Annotated in this window: 15 protein-coding genes; 7 read left to right on the forward strand and 8 right to left on the reverse strand. The window is 69.9% G+C overall.

Annotated elements, in window-relative coordinates; genetic code table 11:
• The 5 genes from EIO58_RS04695 to EIO58_RS04715 form a co-directional block, all read right to left on the reverse strand.
• Nucleotides 1–1,111: kynureninase (locus EIO58_RS04695; protein ID WP_127818519.1), on the reverse strand; the 1,111-nt coding region annotated here is incomplete at its 3' end.
• A complete protein-coding gene (locus EIO58_RS04700) occupies nt 1,098–2,075 on the reverse strand; it encodes a hypothetical protein (protein WP_127818520.1) in 978 nt (325 codons plus the stop codon). The genes EIO58_RS04695 and EIO58_RS04700, both read right to left, overlap by 14 nt.
• A complete protein-coding gene (gene kynA / locus EIO58_RS04705; RefSeq protein WP_127818521.1) occupies nt 2,075–2,929 on the reverse strand; it encodes a tryptophan 2,3-dioxygenase in 855 nt (284 codons plus the stop codon). Before kynA ends, EIO58_RS04700 begins: the two co-directional genes overlap by 1 nt.
• A gap of 40 nt (nt 2,930–2,969) precedes the next feature.
• Entirely contained in the window at nt 2,970–3,227 is a 258-nt protein-coding gene (locus EIO58_RS04710) for a glutaredoxin family protein (protein WP_127818522.1), read from the reverse strand.
• A gap of 48 nt (nt 3,228–3,275) precedes the next feature.
• Entirely contained in the window at nt 3,276–4,685 is a 1,410-nt protein-coding gene (locus EIO58_RS04715) for a M1 family metallopeptidase (RefSeq protein WP_127818523.1), read from the reverse strand.
• A 205-nt stretch (nt 4,686–4,890) separates the two neighbouring features.
• On the opposite strand from EIO58_RS04715, the gene EIO58_RS04720 reads away from it, so the two are divergent.
• Nucleotides 4,891–6,036, forward strand: coding sequence for a glycosyltransferase (locus EIO58_RS04720; RefSeq protein ID WP_127818524.1), 1,146 nt, complete (start codon nt 4,891–4,893; stop codon nt 6,034–6,036).
• A gap of 6 nt (nt 6,037–6,042) precedes the next feature.
• Nucleotides 6,043–7,257 carry an acyltransferase family protein gene (locus tag EIO58_RS04725; RefSeq protein ID WP_127818525.1) on the forward strand — a complete coding sequence of 405 codons (1,215 nt, stop codon included), beginning with the start codon at nt 6,043–6,045 and terminating at the stop codon, nt 7,255–7,257.
• A 31-nt stretch (nt 7,258–7,288) separates the two neighbouring features.
• Here the strand turns inward: EIO58_RS04725 and EIO58_RS04730 are convergent, their stop codons facing one another.
• On the reverse strand, nt 7,289–8,509 hold the full coding sequence (locus EIO58_RS04730; protein ID WP_127818526.1) for a glycosyltransferase family 87 protein: 1,221 nt from the start codon (nt 8,507–8,509) through the stop codon (nt 7,289–7,291).
• A gap of 169 nt (nt 8,510–8,678) precedes the next feature.
• On the opposite strand from EIO58_RS04730, the gene EIO58_RS04735 reads away from it, so the two are divergent.
• The 4 genes from EIO58_RS04735 to EIO58_RS04750 are packed head-to-tail and all read left to right on the forward strand — an operon-like array spanning nt 8,679 to nt 13,027.
• A complete protein-coding gene (locus EIO58_RS04735; protein WP_240658567.1) occupies nt 8,679–9,788 on the forward strand; it encodes a glycosyltransferase in 1,110 nt (369 codons plus the stop codon).
• Nucleotides 9,781–10,641: a phosphatase PAP2 family protein gene (locus EIO58_RS04740; protein ID WP_127818527.1), complete on the forward strand. Its 861-nt coding sequence runs from the start codon at nt 9,781–9,783 to the stop codon at nt 10,639–10,641. The genes EIO58_RS04735 and EIO58_RS04740 overlap by 8 nt, the downstream gene beginning before the upstream one ends.
• 53 nt (nt 10,642–10,694) lie before the next feature.
• Entirely contained in the window at nt 10,695–12,428 is a 1,734-nt protein-coding gene (locus tag EIO58_RS04745) for a polysaccharide biosynthesis tyrosine autokinase (protein WP_127818528.1), read from the forward strand.
• On the forward strand, nt 12,428–13,027 hold the full coding sequence (locus EIO58_RS04750; protein WP_127818529.1) for an arsenate reductase/protein-tyrosine-phosphatase family protein: 600 nt from the start codon (nt 12,428–12,430) through the stop codon (nt 13,025–13,027). Before EIO58_RS04745 ends, EIO58_RS04750 begins: the two co-directional genes overlap by 1 nt.
• Here the strand turns inward: EIO58_RS04750 and EIO58_RS04755 are convergent, their stop codons facing one another.
• Together EIO58_RS04755 and EIO58_RS04760 are read right to left on the reverse strand one after the other, a co-directional pair.
• The gene (locus EIO58_RS04755; protein ID WP_127818530.1) at nt 13,028–14,176 is read right to left on the reverse strand and encodes a glycosyltransferase family 4 protein; all 1,149 of its coding nucleotides are present in this window, start codon (nt 14,174–14,176) and stop codon (nt 13,028–13,030) included.
• Nucleotides 14,176–15,480, reverse strand: a complete 1,305-nt coding sequence (locus tag EIO58_RS04760; protein WP_240658569.1) for an O-antigen ligase family protein — start codon at nt 15,478–15,480, stop codon at nt 14,176–14,178. Before EIO58_RS04760 ends, EIO58_RS04755 begins: the two co-directional genes overlap by 1 nt.
• Before the next feature lie 72 nt (nt 15,481–15,552).
• On the opposite strand from EIO58_RS04760, the gene EIO58_RS04765 reads away from it, so the two are divergent.
• Nucleotides 15,553–16,498: glycosyltransferase (locus tag EIO58_RS04765; RefSeq protein WP_127818532.1), on the forward strand; the 946-nt coding region annotated here is incomplete at its 3' end.

Raw genomic sequence — 16,498 nt, forward strand, 5'->3', positions numbered from 1 at the left:
CGGTGACCGCCCGCATCGCCGGGTGCGACAGCGTCACGTGCCCGCCGCGCTCGACCGGGTCGCGCGGCGACGCGACCGTCACGCCGAGCGGCGCGAGCAGCTCGTCGGCGACCCGCACGGCGAACTCGGTGAGCGCCACGGACTTGCGACGGATGCTGTCGATCCCGGCGCGCTCGACGAGTGCGAGCGTGTCCTGCATCGCGAGCATGCCGACGATCGGCGGCGTGCCCGACAGGAACCGGCGCATGCCCGCCGCGGGCTCGTACGCCGGCCCCATCGCGAAGACGTCGGCCGCGCCCATCCACCCCTGGATCGGCTGGGCGAGGCGATCCTGCAGCGGGGCGGCGACAAAGGCGAACGCGGGGGAGCCCGGCCCGCCGTTCAGGTACTTGTAGGTGCAGCCGACGGCGAGGTCGAACTCCCACGCGTCGGCCTGCACCGGCACCGAGCCGGCGGAGTGGCAGAGGTCCCACACGATGAGCGCGCCGGCGCCGTGCGCGATGCGGGTGAGGGCTGCGGCATCCGCGAGATATCCCGAGCGGTAGGCGACGTGCGACAGCAGCACGACCGCGGTGGCCGGGCCCACTGCCGCCCGCAGCCCGTCGCCCGTGACCCCGGCTGTCACGTCGACCTCCAGCCACCGCACGCGCCCGCCGCGCTCGGCCGCGATGCCCTCGACGAGGTAGCGGTCGGTCGGGAAGTTGTCGCGATCCACCACGATCTCGACTCGCGCCGGGTCGGCCGCCCGGGCTGCATCGAACGCCGCGCGGACCAGCTTGTAGAGCAGCACCGTGGTCGAGTCGCCGACGACGGTCTGTCCTGGCGCCGCGCCGATGGCGACGCGGCCGATGGTGTCTCCGATGTCGAAGGGCAGCTGCATCCACGACTCGTCCCACCCGCGGATGAGCCGTCCGCCCCACTCGTCGCGCGCGAACGCGGCGAGCCTCTCCACGCTCGCGCGCGGCGGGCGTCCGAGCGAGTTGCCGTCGAAGTAGACCAGCGACGTCTCGGACCCGACGAACGCGTCGCGGTACGAGCACAGCGGATCGGCCCCGTCGAGGACGGATGCCTCGGCCTCCAGCGCAGCGACGGCAGGGTCAGTGGTCGTCATGGATGAGCTCCTCGGTCGGCACGACTGTGGCCCCCGCAAGCCATCCGGCGACGTCGTCGAGGGTCTCGGGTGGCGGCCCTGGGACGAACGTGCTGACGCCCGCCGGCGGCGCGTCGAGCGGCCACGGGTCGGACATCGCCGCGATGAGGGCGGCTCCGCGTACGCCTGCGCGGTCGAGGGCCGTCACCTCGTGCGGGTTGACTCCGACCGGCTGCTCGCCGTTGCCGAGATCGGTGCCGTAGAGCACGCGGCCCCCGGCGGCTGCGAAGCCGGCGAGGTTCACGCGGGCGTTCTCGGCGGCCTCGGGGTCGTCGCGGTGGATCGCGAGCGTCGAGATCCACACCTGACCCGCCGTCACCGCGTGCGCCGTGAGCCTGCGCCCGACGAGTTCGGTGAAGGGCGTGTGCGCGAGCACTGCGGCACCCGCGTCGAGCGCGAGCTGCGGCATCCCGTCGCCCTCCGTGTGCGCCACCACCGGAAGGCCCCGCCGGCGCGCCGTCGCGACGATCACCCCGAGCGTCTCGGCGTCGAGCACGGGGCCGGCCGCGCTGTTGAGGACCACCTTGATGACGGATGCCCCGAACGAGGCCTGCTCGTCGACCGCGGTCGCCGCACCGCCGGCGACGCCCGGGTGCGGCGAGGGGTCGCCGATTTCGCGCACGATCCCGGGGGGCGCCCACGATCGCCCGACCGGGTAGCCGCCCGCGGCGGTGAGGAACGCACCGGCGTATGCCACGCGCGGAATGCCGGGGTTCTCGCGGCGCGCGAGCGCGATCGGGTCGCCGCCGAGATCGACCACGCCGGCGATGCCGTGCGCGGCCAGCCCGCTCTCGTCGATCAGGTGAAGGTGCACATGGTGGTCGGTGAACGGGGGAAGCGACACCCCGTGCTCTCCGGTCATTGCGCGGTGGCAGAGCCCCGCATCGTCGCCGAGCAGGGCACGCAGGCGGAACGGGTCGCCCATCACAGCTCCGTCCGCACGGTGTACAGCTCGGGGAAGAAGGTCAGCTCGAGCGCCCGGCGCAGGAACGGGGCGCCGCTCGACCCGCCCGTGCCGGTCTTCAGCCCGATGATGCGCTCGACCGTCTTGAGGTGGCGGAAGCGCCACAGCTGGAAGTTGTCCTCGAGGTCGACGAGCTCCTCGCACGTCTCGTATGCGGCCCAGTGCGTCCGCGGGTCGGCGTAGATCTCGACGAGCACCGGCACGAGTTCGGGCGCGTACGTCCAGGCCGTCGTGACGTCTCGCTCGAGCACCGACGCGGGGATCGGGTAGCCCGAGCGCGCGAGCATGCGGAGGAACTCGTCGTACAGGCTCGGCGCCTCGAGCGCGGTCCGCAGCATCTCGTGCGCGGCCCGGTCTGCCTCGAAGACCCGCAGCATGGCGGCGTTCTTGTTGCCGAGGGTGAACTCCACCGCGCGGTACTGGGCGGATTGGAACCCGCTCGCGTTGCCCAGCACGCTCCGGAACTGCGCGTACTCCGCGGGAGTGAGGGTGGCGAGCACCGACCACTGCTCGGTCAGCGTCTTCTGGATGTGCTTGACACGCGCGATGCACTTCAGAGCCGGCGCGAGCTGGTCTTCGCGCAGCAGCCGGCACGCCGCGCTGAGCTCATGCAGCACGAGCTTGAGCCACAGCTCGGTGGTCTGGTGCTGCACGATGAACAGCAGCTCATCGTGATGCTCCGGGTCGCTGAGCGGGCGCTGCGCCGACAGCAGCGTCTCGAGGTCGAGGTAGCCGCCGTAGCTCATCCGATCCTCGAAGTCGGTCACGACCGTGCCCTCGATCGCCCGGGTATTGCGTTCGACGCCCTCGCTCACGGACTCAGCCTAACGACGAGGGATGCCGCGCCGTCAGTGGTCAGATCAGCGAGAGCTCGCGCAGCTTGGACTCGACATCGGCGTTCAAGGGCACGACGTGGTGCGAGGCATCCGGATACACGACCACGGGGATGCTGGTGCGGCCGGAGATGTCGCGCGCGACGTCGGCCGCCGCGGGATCGGCGACGAGGTCGACGTAGGTGTACGAGACGCCGAGCTCGTCGAGCAGCCTCTTGGTGCGGGTGCAGTCACGGCACCAGTCGGCGCCGAACATCGTGATCGTCGAGGGAGAAGTCATCGTTCCATTCTCGCCCGGGAATCCTGAACGGGCGCCGGGCGGCGGCGATCACCAGTCGGCCGGTCGGCCGGGCTCGTACACCCACTCCTGGAACTGCACCGACAGGTCACGCCCCGAGATCTCCTCGGCGAGGGCCACGAAGTCCTCCGTCGTCGCGGTCGAGCCGCCGTATCGACTCAGCCACTCGCGCGCGAGTGCGAGGAACGCATCGTCGCCGATGAGAGAGCGCAATGCGTGCAGGCTCAGAGCCCCACGCTGGTACACCGCCCAGGAGAAGAGATCGTCCCGCTCGGGAGCGGCGGTCAGGCCCTGCCACTCCGGTGCGTCCGCGCCGGTGAGCAGCACCCGGTCGACCGTGGCCTGCACGGGCACGCCGTTGTGGTGCTCGTCCCACATCCACTCGGCGTAGAGGGCCCAGCCTTCGTTGAGCCAGAGATCGGACCACCGGCCGGGGCTCACCCAGTCGCCGAACCACTGGTGCGCGAGCTCGTGCGCCACCGTGAGCTCGGTCGTGGTGCCGTTGCCGAAGATCGACCTGGTCTGCGTCTCGAGCGCCGTGCCGCGGTCGTTGTCGACGACCTGTCCATACGCGACGAACGGGTATTCGCCGAACGTGTCCTCGAAGTACGCCATCATCTCGCCGGTGAGGTCCATCGCGGAATACGACTCCGGATCCACGCCGGCGCCGATGGCGTCGATGATCGGCGTGCCGTCCGGAGCCGAACTGCGCCGGATCTCGAACTCGCCGATCGCAAGGAGCGCAAGATAGGACGACATCGGATCCGGAGCGTCCCACACCCACGTGGTCCTGCCTCCGGCGGTGCGGTCGTCGAGGAGGATCCCGTTCGACAGGGCAGCGGTGCCCTCCGGAACCGACACGGCGAACCGATAGCTCGCCTTGTCGGTGGGGTGATCGTTCGACGGGAACCACTCGGGTGCGCCGTGGGGCTCGTTGATCGAGACACCGCCGTCGGCCGTCGGATAGAAGCCGCCGTCCGGGCCGGCGTCGGAGACGGTCTTGTCGCCGGCATAGTCGATCTGCACTTCGAAAGTCTCGCCGGCGCTCATCGGGGCCGCCGCGACGATCACGAGTTCGCCCTCGTCCTGGGTGAACCGGGCGACCTCGCCGTCGATCGCGACGCGCGCCGCCGTGAGCTCGCGGAGATCGAGATTGAACCGCTCGAGGTTCTCGGTCGCGCGGATGCGCAGCACCGCCCTTCCCTCGAGCCTCCCCGTCAACGACGTGGAGGGGTTTGGCGGCGGGTCGTAGGAGATCTGCAGGTCGTAGTGCTCGACGTCGATCCCGCCATTGCCGGCGCGAGGGTAGAGCGCGTCCCCGACGCCGTCCGCGCCGGCTGTGAACGTGCCCGCGTCGGGTGACTGCGGCGAGGAGATGCCGGTGGGCGGTGCCGGGCTCGGCGCGACCGGCACGCAGGCTGTGAGACAGAGCAGGGTCATGCCGAGCGCGCCAAGTCCCTGGACCGCACCTCCTGCACGTCGCACAGCGCCTCCGACACCCTCATCGCCCAAAGACTCGGGACCGACTCACAGTAACGCCATCGCCGCGGGTCGACCTCGAAATCCGGTTCACTCAGAGCAAGACCGTATGCCACCATGGTGACTTGGGGTAAGCGCGTCATCGCTGGGGAGAACGGGGACCGTCATCGACGTCTCGATCATCGTGCCGACGTACAACGAGGCTCCGAACGTCGTGGAGCTCGTTCGGCGTATCTCGGCGGCCGTCGTCGGCCGCGAAGCCGAGATCATCTTCGTCGACGACAGCACCGACGACACACCTGATGTCGTGCGCGCCGTCGCGGCCTCCTCGCGACTGCCGATCCGACTGATCCATCGCGCCGAGAAGACCGGCGGTCTGGGCGGGGCCGTCGTCGAAGGATTCCGCGCCGCGCAGTCTGACACGTGCCTCGTCATGGACGGCGACCTGCAGCATCCGCCCGAGAAGATCCCCGAGATGCTCGACCGGCTCGCGCGCGCGGACGCCGACGTCGTGGTCGCGTCGCGCTACGCCGGGGGCGGAACCGCGCACGGCCTCGCCGACCGTACACGCGTGCTCGTCTCGAAGACGTCGACGGCGGTCACGAAGGCGATGTTCCCGGTCAGACTCCGGGACGTGACGGATCCCATGACGGGCTTCTTCGCCGTGGACCGCCGCGCGATCGACCTGGCGACGCTCAGACCGCAAGGCTTCAAGATCCTGCTCGAAATCCTCGCCCGCAAGAGCCTGCGCATCACCGAGGTGCCGTTCGACTTCGCCGACCGGCACGCCGGCGAGTCGAAGGCGTCGTTTCTGCAGGGCGGGCACTTCATCGCTCAGCTCGCCGCGCTCCGCTTCGGGAAGATGTCGCTCTTCGCGGTCGTCGGCGGGCTCGGGGCGGTCGCGAACCTCTTCGTCGTGTGGGCGCTCACGGCCGTCGGGGTGAACTACGTCATCGCCGCGGTGATCGCCGCCGAGCTGACGATCGTCGGCAACTTCCTGCTGATCGAGCGCTTCGTCTTCCACGACATGCGGCACGCCGCCTCGACCTTCTGGTGGCGTTTCGCGAAGTCCTTCGGGTTCAACAACGCAGAGGCGCTGATCCGCATCCCGATCATGGCGCTCATGGTCGAGACATGGCACATCTCGAGTGTCATCGCCACCGGCATCACGCTGGTCGTCGCGTTCCTCGTCAGATTCGTCTTCCATTCGCTCGTCGTCTACGCGCCTCGACGCACCGGCGCCCGGCCTTCGGCCGCGCGTCACATCCTCGAGGAGATCGACGAGCAGGCGATGCAGCCAGGCGAGATCTGACCTGCGATGACCGAGACGCGACCGGCGCCGGCCGTGCCGGTCCCTGCGGACCGCCCAGGCGGCATCCGACCTGAGATCCAAGCGCTGCGCGCACTGGCCGTCGTCCTCGTCCTCCTCTTCCACCTGTGGGAGACGCGGGTGCCGAGCGGGTACGTCGGGGTGGACGTGTTCTTCGTGATCTCAGGCTTCCTCATCACGGCTCAGCTCCTTCGCGAGATCGAGCGGACGGGATCGATCCGGCTGGCGGAGTTCTGGGCGCGGCGGATCCGACGGCTGCTGCCGGCCGCCTTCGTCGTCATCCTGGTCACGATCCTCGCGGTGGTCATCGTCCTACCGCGGGATGCGTGGGCACCCAGCCTCATCGAGTCCGCCGCCAGCGCGCTCTACGTCGAGAACTGGGCGTCGCTCCTGCGGCACCTCGGGTTCCTCCCGTGGGTGGATTACCCCCTGCCGGTCGAGCATTTCTGGACGCTCTCGGTCGAAGAGCAGTTCTACCTCGTGTGGCCGCTCCTCCTGCTCGCCGCCATCGGACTCGCCGCTCGTGGCGGCACGCAGTCCGGCAGTGGGGTCAAGCCCGTGCTGGTCCTCGTCGTGTGCGCCCTCGTGGTGTCGTTCTTGTACTCGGCGTGGCTCACGGCCCAGCATCCGCTGCACGCCGCGAGGAGCACGCCCTCCGTGGTGTGGGAATTCGCGGCCGGCGGGCTCCTGGCCCTGGCGCCCGGGCTCTCCGAACTCAGACTCACCGCACGCACCGCCGCGATCGTCCACCACGTCGCGTCGTGGACGGGTCTGATCCTCATCGTCGGCACTGCGCTCGCATCGGAGCTGCTCCTCCATCCCGCGCCCGCGGCAGTTCTGCCGGTCGTCGGAACCGTCCTGTTCATCTGGGCGGGCAGCCGCCGCTCATGGCTGAGCCCGACGGGCTACGGCGCGCTCCCGCCCGTGCAGTTCGTCGGCGACGTGTCGTACGGCATCTATCTGTGGCACCAGCCCATCTACGTCCTCGTGCTCCTCAGCACCGGGGAGAACGTCCGCTCGGTCGGGGCGCTCGCCGTCGTCGCGGCAGCGATCCTGCTCGGTTGGCTCTCGAAGCGCTTCATCGAAGACCCGTTCCGCACCTCGAGCCTCTGGAAGCCGCTGGGCCGGACCTACGGGTTCGCCGTGGGCGGCGTGCTGCTGATCGCAGCGATCGCCGGGGCCGGCATCCTCCTCGTCGCCTAGCAACGCCGCTGCTGCGCCCGATCCGTGCCGATCAGTCGGCGAGTACCTTCTGCGTATACGCGGGGGAGGAGATCTCGGTGTCCCGACGGCCCCCGAGGCGGGCGGCGAGGACGACGGACACGGTCAGTGCGACGACAGACGACGCCACGACTGCGATGTACTGCGGCGTGCTCTCGGCGAACCGATTGTCGAGGGGAGGAAGACGGAAGACGACCACCCACCACAGCGCCAGCACGGCGACCGCGAAGAGGGCCTCGAGGCGGCGGACGCCCCTCATCGCGTGAGCGATCCACGTCCACAGCAGCGGCAGCGGGAGCAGGAAGTACCACAGGTGGCAGACCGGGATCAGCAGCACCACGGCGAGTGCGATGTTGAACATCGACAGCGCGTCGTCGCCGGGCCGACGCAAGGTGATCACGATCAGAGTCACGACCGCCGCAGCGAGCGCCCAGGACACGATCGTCCCGATCAATGGAGCGACGAACAGCGGCTCCAGCGCCGGGGACGGGGAGAACAGGTGCCTGCCGGCGCCCCAGACTGAGAAGGCGATCAGATCCTGCTCGCTCAGCACGAGCGTGCGCTCGATCCATTCGACGAACAGGCCGGGTCCGTGGACGATCAGAGCGACCACGAGGAAGACGCCGCCTGTGGCGAGCGTCGCGACGATGAGCCGCCCGCGGTGGCGGACGCCGCGTCGGAACATCCACAGGCCCAGGCCGGCCGGCCAGCTTTTGATGATCGCCCCGAATGCCAGCGAGACACCGGCGGCGACCTGACGATTCCGCGAGGCGAAGAACACCGCGAGGGCGGCGACGAGAGGAAGGAACGCGTCGGTCTGACCGAACCACAGCTCCAGCGACAGCAGCGCACTGTACAGCGCCGTGATGATCGCGATGCCGGCGAGCGCCGGGCGCTGCCACCACGACAGCGTCCGCCAGAACGTCGCGATGATCGCGGCGACGGCGCCCCACAGCGAGGCGATGGATGCCGCCGTCCAGGGCCCGACTGCGGCACCGAAGTCCGAGAACGGCAGCAGCAGCCATGCGACGAGCGGCGAGTAGACATAGCCGAACTCGGTATAGGGACTGCGACCCCCGCGGATGTGCTCCGCTGCTGCGACGAAGATGTGCAGGTCGGTGCCGATGTCGCTGCCGACCGCGTCCCAGTAGCGGTCGATGCTCAGGTAGAGCCCGATCGCAACGACGACGATCCACATCGCGATCGTCAGGACGGTTCTCGTGATCGATGACATGCGGCAGCGCTCCCCAAATGCCCACCTGCACCGATCGGCAGACCGGTGCCAGAAGACTAGCCGACGCGATGCGATCCGCGCGGTCGGGCGTTATCCTGGCGGAGACCGGGCTGGGGCCTGCCGGTTGCCGGGAGTCCGTCCCGGAACGTCGTCGTGAAGGGGTGACCGCGTGACCCTCGCTCTCGCGCACGACTATGTGACGCAGCGCGGAGGCGCCGAACGGGTGGCGCTGGCGATGACCCGGGCGTTCCCGGGCTCGCCGCTGCACACCGCTCTGTACGACCCCGCCGGGACCTTCCCCGAGTTCGAGGCCGTCGACATCCGCACGATGCCCGTCGACCGATGGGGACTGCTCCGCCGTCACCATCGACTCGCCCTTCCGTTCCTCGCACGAGCCGTATCGGACTATCGCGTGGACGCCGACGTGCTGCTGGCCAGTTCGAGCGGGTGGGCTCATGGCATCCCGGTGACCGGTCGCAAGGTCGTCTACTGCCACGCGCCCGCCCGCTGGCTCTATCAGTCCGACCGATACGCCGGCGGCGAGGCCGGCGCCCGCGCCCGGGCAGTTCGCGCCGCGATCGGAGTGCTCGGATCGCGGCTTCGGCAGTGGGATCGCGACGCCGCCGCCAGTGCCGACAGATATCTCGTGAACTCCACCGTCGTCCAGCGTGCCGTGCGGAGCGTCTACGGCATCGAAGCGGAAGTCCTCCCGCCGCCGCCCGGCCGTGTGGTCGGCTCGGGTGCCGCCGAGCCCGTCCCCGCGGTCGCCGGGCAGTTCCTGCTGTGCGTGGCGCGCCTCCTGCCATACAAGAACGTCGACCTCGTGATCGACGCCGTCGCCTCGATCGGCGGGCTCGAGCTCGTCATCGTCGGCGACGGACCCGAGCGCGCCCGGCTCTCGGAGCTTGCAAGACGCGCGGGCGGCGTGCATCTTCTCGGTCGGGTCTCCGACGCGCAGCTGCAATGGCTCTACGCCAACGCGGCCGGCCTGGTCGCGGCATCTTACGAGGACTTCGGTCTCTCGCCGCTGGAGGCGGGCATGGCCGGCAAGCCGACGGCAGCGCTGCGCGACGGGGGCTATCTCGACACGGTCGTCGAAGGACGCAACGGCGTCTTCTTCGACACCGCGGACGCGCCATCGATCGCGGCGTCCATCGAGAGGCTGCTCGGCGACGAATGGTCGGCCGAGGCGATCCGCGAGCACGCGGCGACGTTCTCGGAGGAGCGGTTCGCCGATCGGCTGCGCGCGGTCGTCGCAGAGGAAGCCGCCCGTGTCTGACGTCGCGCGGCGCGGCCCGGCACGACGCACGCGCAATCTCTGGCTTCTGAGCGCGGCCTACGGGGCGGGCTTCATCGCCCTGTACGCCGCCGCCGTGCTCACGCCGTTCGGTCAGCTCGTCGACGCGGGCTCACTGAGCCTCTTCGGATGGCTCCGCAGCGACGCGTGGCTCGCCTTCTATGACGGGCGCGACATCATCACGTACTGTGTCCTCGCCGGCGCCGCGGTCGCCGTCCTGTCGGGCGTACTCGAACGCCGTTGGGCACCTGTCGTCTATTCGGCGGTGCTGGTGGGGATCGTCTCGGTCGTCGCGATCGCGATGAAGGAGCTCGCCCCGCGGCCGGACCTCGGCGAGTTCGCCTATGCCCACAACACCTTCCCGAGCGGGCACACGGCCGTCTCGCTCGCCGCCGCAGTCGCGATCATCTGGTGCGCACCGCGCTGGATGTCGCCGGTCCTCGTGCTCGTCCTCGGGGGGCTCGTGTCATATGTGGCCCTCGGTTCCGTCTTCTCCCTGGCTCACCGGGGCAGCGACAGCGTCGGCGGGGCTCTGCTGGCGGGAGCCGTGTCGTGCGGTCTGGCGGCGCTGTGGGGCAGGACGGAACCCGTGTCGTCTCGCCTGCGCAGAGGGTCGGTCCTCGCCGGTGCGGTGCTCCTGGGCGCCGGGCTGGCCGCACTGGTTGGTGCCGTCGCCCTCGACGGAGGCGACCATGCTCTGCAGCTCGGGCTCGCGATCGTGCTGTGTACGCTGGGTCTCATCGTTTCGGTCCTCGCCGTCCATCGGCCATTTCTCGCGCCGACCACGACGACGCACCCCCGCTCGGAGACGACCGGGAACAGCGAACGCCTGTAACCTAGACCTGCTGCCACGCCGGACGTGGCACACATTCCCAGGGGGAACTGGACTTGACGCTCCGACAGATTCTCGATGTGCTCTGGAAGCGCAAATGGATCATCGGCGCCGTCATGCTCGCCGCGCTCGTGACGGCGGCCGTGTATCTGCAGCTGCGTACCGAGACGTACGTCAGTACGGGCGTCATCCGCCTCAACGACGTGGTCTCCGAAGGAGCGGTCACCGGTGAGGTGGGCGGTGTGGCCGTCGACGTGAGCGCCGAAGCGGTCACCGCACCGGTCGTCATCGACGCCGCCGCCGATCAGCTCGGTGAGGACCCGTCCGCGCTCACGGGTGCTTTGCGAGCCGACGTCGACGATTCCACATCCCTGGCGCGCCTGTACATCAGCGCGACCGGCACGTCCGCGGCCCAGGCGCAGGAGCGAGCCTCGGCGGTGCTGAACGCCTATGCCGCCTACGTCGACGAGCAGCTCGCGGCCGCGCTGACGACCCTGCATCAGCGCCAGGCGGAGGCGATTCAGAACGCTCGGGACCTGCAGCACGAAGTCGCAGCGAATCCCGGCGATTCGATCGCGGCGACCAACCTCGCGACCGCGCTGTCGCAGATGACGACGATCAACCTCGCCATCGAGAGCGTGAGCGACGCGGGGGCCGCCACCGCCATCGTCACGAGTCCGCCGCCCGGCGAGTCGACCGTGCCGTCGACGCTCATCGTGCTGCTGCTGGCGTTGGCGACGGGACTCATCGTCGGCGTCGCGGCCGCGCTCATCCGCGACCAGTTCGACAACCGCCTGCGGGGCGAGGACGAGATCGAGGCGATCTCCGGCGCGCGCTCCCTCGGCGAGCTCAGCTGGGATCGCGGCGTCGCGGCAATGGACCCGCCTCTCCCGGTCGCGCACAACGAGCGGACAGATCTCAGCGAGCGACTGCGCACGCTCCGCTCGACGCTGCAGGTCTTCCTGCCGCGTCGCGACGCCGTCGCGGTGATCACGAGCGTCGAGCCGGGCGACGGGAAGTCGTTCGTGTCGGCGAACCTCGCCATGGCATGGGCACGCGCCGGCAAGACGGTCATCATCGTCGGCGGAGACCTCCGGCGTCCCGATCTCGGCCGCTATTTCGGCGAGTCCGCTGATGGCGACGGCCTGGCCGACATCCTGCACGAACACGAGGTCGGCGAACCCGTGTCGCGCGAAGCCGTCGCATCGCGCCTCAACACCACCCGCTATCGGCGCCTGCGCGTCCTCCCCGCCGGCGCGGAGCCACCGGATCCCGCGGACCTGCTCGCGCGGCCGGTGCTGGCGGATGTCGTCGCGCATCTGCGGGAGCTCGCCGACGTGGTGATCATCGACTCGCCGCCGGCGATCGGCATGGCCGATGCCGCACTTCTCGCTCTGCAGTCCGACGGCGCCGTCGTCATCTCCTCCGTGCGAAAGACCGACCGCGTGCTGCTGGCGGACACGGTCGGCGCGCTGCGCTCGGCTGGAGCCGAGGTGATCGGCGTCGTGGCGAACCGCAGCAGGCGCAAGCTGCCGAAGACGTACTCGTCCTACTACGTCGCCCAGCGGTCGGGGGAGGCTGCGCCGGGCAGTGCCTCCGCGGTCGCCGACGACGTGACCGCCGCCGACGTGGCGGACCTGCGCAAGCTGCTCAACACCGCGGGGGCCGACGAGACCCTGCGCGCGCGCACCAGCCGCTCCGATCCGACAGCAGGCGAGTCCGACACCGGCATCGACTCCGGCAGCGCCGGCTCTCCGCAGGCGGAACGGAAGACGGCAAGCGACGCGTGATGTCGGGACCACAGGGGATCCCGCTGGCTGTCAGGTCCCCCGAACCCAGCCCGGGCGTCACCCACGTGCTCTTCGTCTGCACGGCGAACCGGTGCCGGTCTCCGTACGCGGCGGCAATAGCTCGTCTGCTCGCCGACGACTCGCTCGAGATCCATTCCGGCGGGCTCATGGCCGGCGGCCACCCGATGCCGAGCGCGGGCGTGCGGATGGGGAGGGATCTCGGGATCGACTTCTCGTCTCATCTGAGCCGGGAGCTCGATCGTGACGACCTCGACGGTTTCGAGGTCATCCTCACCATGGCGCGCGCGCACTCCCGGGAACTGGCCGCCGACAACCCGCAGCTCATGGGCCGCATATTCACCGTCAAGCAATTCGCCCGGTGGCTGACCCATCACCCGAGGCCAGTGGGCGTTCCCGTCGGCGTGTGGCTCGACGGCGTGGCAGGCGACCGGAGTCCAACGGACTTCGTCGGGGACGATGTGGACGACGACGTGGCCGATCCGATCAACTCACCGGCGAGCGCTTGGGCTGCGATGGCGCGCGAACTGACGGGGTCGATCTCACCGATCGTCGCCGCCCTGGGAGCCGCTCGGGGCTGATCAGAGCAGCATCTCGTCGAGCACGAGCCGCAGCTGGCCCCATGAGCGGACCCACGAGCGGTTCTCCGCGCGGCGCCGCGCGGCGCCGCCGAGAGCCGCCCGCAGCACGGCGTCGTCGAGCAGTGAGCCGAGCGCATCCGCGAGAGCGGGCACGTCGCCGGGGCGAACCAGGAGACCCGCGTCGCCGAGCACGCTCGCAATCCCGCCGGCATCGCTTGCGATCACCGGCAGGCCGGTAGCCATCGCTTCGCCGACGGTCAGGCCGCTCGGCTCCGGCCATCGGGACGGCGCGACGAAGACATCGGCCGACTGGAGCAGAGCCGGGAGAGCGGCACGGTCGACGAACGGCTGGAACGACACCGGTACCGCCGCGGTGGCGGCAAGCGAGCGGAGCTCCCGCTCGTACGGCGAGAGCTGGGCTTGGGCGTCGAAACCCTGACTTCCGACGATCACGATCTCGTAGTCGTCGCGTGCGAGTCCCGCAGCCGCTCTCAGGAGAACGTCCGGCCCCTTGTCGGGGACGATCCTCCCCACGAACATGACGCGCAGCCTCGAAGACCCCGCCGGTGCGGTGCGGACCTGGAAGGCGGTGGTGTCGACGCCGTTCTCGACCACTCGGATCCGGTCCGCGAGAGTGCGGGAGACGCGAGAGGCGATGCGGCCCGCGAGATCCGCGCTGACAGCGACCACGGCGACTGCCGGCGCCAGCGCGCGGTCGGCCTCGCGACGCGACATCCCGCGTGGCAGGTCGTTATGAGCGTAGTAGACGGGCGTATGCGAGGTTCTCGTCAGCATCCGGGGCAGAATCGGCGCGTTGTGCGCGATCACGAGAGCCTCGGGTCTGCCTTCGAGCGCCGCCACCATCGGGCCGTAGGACCGCTGGGTCCGCACCCGCGGCAGCCCCAGCCTGGACAGTCCGAGATCGACGGCGCGTTCCCAGCCCGCGGGATAGCCGGCGCCGGCGTATTCGATCGCGTCCGCACTGGTGTAGCGGGGACGGAATGTCGATGCGTCGAGCAGAACCTGATTCGTATAACGGCGATCCTGCTCGGCGGCCGAGGCGAGACCATGAACGACGGTGGGGATCGCGGAGCCGGTTCTCGGAGAGAAGTGGTCGCCGGGGGTCAGTGCGTGAACGACGGACGGCATCAGATCCGGACTCCGCGGGTGCGGCGCCAGATCGTCTGGACGGGATGCGGAACGCGCTCGATCCCTTCGGATCTGTCGCGCTCCTGGACGCCGTAGCAGATGCCGGCGACGATCCACAGGAGTGACGCGTGGCCGGCGACCCAGTACAGGTCGAATTGACTCTGGGCCAGCTTCGCGGCGACGACGGCGAGGCCCAGCGTTCCGTACACCGGGTTCATCCGGGTGAGCGCCCACAGCCCTCCTGCGAACATCCCGAGGAAGCCGATCAGACCGACGATCCCCACGGTCGTCAGCACCTCCAGTTCGGCGTTCGGCGGCTGGAAGCCGCCGTACCCGGTGTGCCACGTCGTCCACCAGCGGTGACCGACGCCGAACAGCGGCGATTGCAGCCACACCGTGATCGACGCGCCGTACCACGTGAGGCGCTGCGCGGCCGAGCTGAAGGAGTCATCGGACGCGAGCTGATCCATGACCTCCTGATAGACGAACCACGCTGCCGGGATCAGGATGACCCACATCCACCGTGAACGCTTGCCGTTGTGGAACCGCGGCCGCAGCCCGATGACGACCACGCCGATGAGAGCCCCCACGATCGCCTGCCGCGATTGCGCCGCAGCCATGCCGATCCCGCAGACCGCGAAGGCAGTCCACGCGAGCCAGCGCGGCCAGCCCAGCCACGGCGGATTGGCGAAGGCGATGATGAGTCCGATCATCAGGAACGCCCCGATGGCGTTCTTGTGCCACATGCCGAGATACACCGGCTGGAAGCCGTTGCCGAGCGCGGTCACGCCGGCGACGGCGCCGATCCCGACGCACATCGCGACGAAGACGCCCAGCGCCAGTCGCGCGTGACCTTCGCGGCCGATGACGAACCCGACGATCATCGCGCCCAGGACCAGGACGAGCTCGTGCGCCCACTCGATGTAGTTCTCGGCGTAGCGGTTGAGGATCAGCTGCGGAGCAGTGAGCGCGACGTAGAACGCACCCGACCACAGCAGCGGCTGCATCGTCACGACGCCGCGCCCGCGCAGGAGAAGCAGCGACACCAGCACCGCCATGCCGAGCAGGAAGTCGGATCCGCTCATCGGCCCGATCCGCTGAACGGCGAAGACCGCGGGTACCGCGAGCACCGGCACCAGCGAGAGGTCGATCGCCGCGACCGCGATGAGCAGGACGCCGAGCGCCAGATAGATGGCGTAGTCCGGCAGCCGAGCGCTGGCGATGCCCATGGAGGCGCCGAGGACGACCAGCACGAGGATCCCCAGGATCGTCGCACCCACTCCCCGGATCGTGCCTGTGGGCATGAAGGTCACGTGCCCATGGTAGGGCTCCGCCGCTCGGTACCGCTCGCGCGCGTCCGTCGTTAGGGTGTCGAGGTGGCCCTCTCTCACCGAAGCATCCCCGCTCGGGTGGTGGTGGTCTCTCACACCGCCGATGTCGGTGGGGCCGAGATCGCGCTCCTCCGACTGCTCGGTGCGCGGGATCATGCGGCCTTCGACGTGTCGGCGATCGTGCTCGAGGACGGCGCATTCCCCGCTCGGCTTCGCGCGCAGGGAGTGCCCACCCAGGTGATCGCCACGCCGGGACTTGCCCGCGTCACCCGCAACGAAGCCGCCGCATCGATCGGCGCGTTGTGGCGGAACGCCGTGGGCTCACTCGCCACGTCGCGGACAGTGCGACGGATGCTGCGCGAGGCGGGGGCGGAGCTCGTGGTGGCCAACTCGCTCAAGAGCGCGGTGATCGTCGCGATCGCCCGGCCTCGCGGCTCGGAATGGGTCTGGCATCTGCACGACCGCCTGGCCGCCGATTATTTGCCCGCGCCCCTCGTCGTCGGGATGCGCGCGCTCGCACGATTCGGGCCTCGCCAGGTCGTCGCCAACTCTCGGGCCACCGCCGCGACACTCGTCGGCGTGCCCGCGCGCCGAGTCGTCGTCGCGTACCCGGGGCTTCCTCCAGAAGCGTTCGCACACCGCCCCGGAGCGCCCTCTGCTGACCTGCCGACCGTGGGCATCGTCGGCAGGATCAGCGAGACGAAGGGCCAGCGTCTGTTTCTCGAAGCAGCTCGACGAGTCGTGTCCCGAACTCCCGGCGTGCGCTTCCGCATCATCGGCGGCGCTCTCTTCGAAGACGCACCGGAAGAGCGCGACCTCCGGGCTCTGGTCTCGAGATCGCCGGAGCTGGCCGAGTGCGTGGACTGGGCGGGATGGGTGGGCGACACGAATGCGGAGCTCAGGCGCCTGAGCCTGGCCGTGCACGCATCGCCTGTGCCGGAGCCGTTCGGGCAGGTGATCGTGGAGGCGATGGCGGCAGGCGTGCCCGTCA

The organism is Microbacterium sp. CPCC 204701, from assembly GCF_004010105.1.
Lineage (GTDB): Bacteria > Actinomycetota > Actinomycetes > Actinomycetales > Microbacteriaceae > Microbacterium.

What these genes read in the sequence shown, in the direction of transcription:
- EIO58_RS04700 (WP_127818520.1), bottom strand. Translation starts at nt 2,075, where the DNA reads ATGGGCGACCCGTTCCGCCTGCGTGCCCTGCTCGGCGACGATGCGGGG.
- EIO58_RS04710 (WP_127818522.1), bottom strand. Translation starts at nt 3,227, where the DNA reads ATGACTTCTCCCTCGACGATCACGATGTTCGGCGCCGACTGGTGCCGT.
- EIO58_RS04715 (WP_127818523.1), bottom strand. Translation starts at nt 4,685, where the DNA reads ATGACCCTGCTCTGTCTCACAGCCTGCGTGCCGGTCGCGCCGAGCCCG.
- EIO58_RS04725 (WP_127818525.1), top strand. Translation starts at nt 6,043, where the DNA reads ATGACCGAGACGCGACCGGCGCCGGCCGTGCCGGTCCCTGCGGACCGC.
- EIO58_RS04730 (WP_127818526.1), bottom strand. Translation starts at nt 8,509, where the DNA reads ATGTCATCGATCACGAGAACCGTCCTGACGATCGCGATGTGGATCGTC.
- EIO58_RS04750 (WP_127818529.1), top strand. Translation starts at nt 12,428, where the DNA reads ATGTCGGGACCACAGGGGATCCCGCTGGCTGTCAGGTCCCCCGAACCC.
- EIO58_RS04755 (WP_127818530.1), bottom strand. Translation starts at nt 14,176, where the DNA reads ATGCCGTCCGTCGTTCACGCACTGACCCCCGGCGACCACTTCTCTCCG.
- EIO58_RS04760 (WP_240658569.1), bottom strand. Translation starts at nt 15,480, where the DNA reads ATGCCCACAGGCACGATCCGGGGAGTGGGTGCGACGATCCTGGGGATC.